This is a genomic window from Hymenobacter crusticola (assembly GCF_002154225.1).
Lineage (GTDB): Bacteria > Bacteroidota > Bacteroidia > Cytophagales > Hymenobacteraceae > Hymenobacter > Hymenobacter crusticola.
This window is the reverse complement of sequence record NZ_MTSE01000098.1, coordinates 1-1626: the sequence shown is the minus strand read 5'-3', so window position 1 is coordinate 1626 and position 1626 is coordinate 1. Positions and strand designations below refer to the sequence as shown.

The window sequence follows — 1626 nt, the reverse complement described above, 5'->3', positions numbered from 1 at the left end:
TCAAGAATTGGTCGTTTCTGCTCGATCTGAAAATCATTCTGCTCACCGTTTATCAATCTGCTAAAGGCAGCGAAAACGCCTTCTAGTGCTCCCTTTCCGTTCTCAGTTCCCTTATCCTACGCTTATCTAACCCCACCAGCTTCCCAACCTCATTAAAGCTTGCTTAGCTGCCTCCACATGCAACAGTGCTCAATAACAAGCTTTCTATCTCAAATAAGACTAAACATTTACACACACACCCAGCATGCATTCTTTTTATAACCTCTACCATCGTAGAAGGGGGTTTTTTTTGTCATTATTAGTTCCGCTGCTCGCCGTTGCTCCCCTCCCGACGACGACAGCTGCACCAGCAGCAAGTAGGTCTATCTCCGTCAACGATAGCCGTACAGTTCGTCCGCAAACACACCTAGCTCCCCACTCCACCCGCCACGTAGCCGCAAAGCGCGCAACGGCGTTTGCAGATCTGCGCACGCCAGAGAACCCAGCTAACACGGTTTCGGGCCTGGACTATAAATACTACGAAGGCTTCTGGAAGGCCGTGCCCAACTTCGCCACGCTGACCCCGCTCAAGACCGGCGCCATCATGCAGCCCGCCCTGACCCCGGCCCAGCGTGACTACGGCTACGCCATGCAGTTCACCGGCTATGTCACGGTGCCCACCGACGGACAGTACACCTTCTACTCCAACTCCGACGACGGCTCGCTCTTGTACATCGGCTCCACGCTGCTGGTCAACAACGACGGCACCCACGGCGACCAGGAGCTCAACGGCACCATCGGCTTGCAGGCCGGCACCCACGCCATCACCGTGGCCTACCTGCAGGATGCGGGCGGCCAGAACCTGCAGATCAGCTATGCCGGCCCTGGCTTAAGCAAGCAGCTCATCCCCGCCGCTGCTTATAAGCGTGCCTCAACGTCTACCTCGAATAAAGCACCTGTAGCTAACGCCGGCACTAGCCAAACTATCACGTTGCCCACGAGCACGGTTAGTCTCAACGGCAGCGGCACGGACGCCGACGGCACAGTAGCAGCTTACCTCTGGAACCAGGTGAGCGGACCTAGCACAGGCACGTTCAGCAACAAAACCGTAGCAGCTCCTAGCGTGAGCGGCTTGGTTGCAGGCACGTACGTGTTCAGCTTGGTAGTAACCGACAACCTAGGTGCCCTCAGCGCCGAGTCGCAGGTGACGGTGACGGTGAATGCCGCCTCGGGCCTACGGACCCCAGAGAATCCGACCAACACGGTAGCTGGTCTGGATTACAAGTACTACGAAGGTTTTTGGGACAATTTGCCAGCATTTAACACGCTCACGCCCCTCAAAACCGGTACCGTCACGGCACCGTCGTTGGCGGCCCAGCAACGTGATTATGCGTTTGCGNTTCCAGTTCACGGGCTACGTGACCGTGCCTACCGACGGACAATACACGTTCTACTCTAACTCCGACGACGGCTCCCGCGTTTACATAGGCTCCACGTTGCTGGTGGACAATGACGGTTCGCACGGCGACCGGGAAATTGCCAGCACTATTGGCCTGAAGGCCGGTACCCACGCCATTACCATTGCCTACTTACAAGGCTACGGCGGCCAGAATCTACAAGTGAGCTACGCTGGTCCGAACTTCGCCA

The 1626-nt window shown here is 56.7% G+C and carries 2 protein-coding genes; both read left to right on the top strand.

The features are described from left to right. Positions 1-244 precede the first annotated feature (244 nt). The gene (locus BXP70_RS28995; RefSeq protein WP_086597601.1) at positions 245-1438 is read left to right on the top strand and encodes a PA14 domain-containing protein; all 1194 of its coding nucleotides are present in this window, start codon (positions 245-247) and stop codon (positions 1436-1438) included. Continuing rightward, positions 1368-1626 (top strand): PA14 domain-containing protein (locus tag BXP70_RS28990; protein ID WP_245849775.1); only part of this gene is annotated, 259 nt, incomplete at its 3' end. The genes BXP70_RS28995 and BXP70_RS28990, both read left to right, overlap by 71 nt.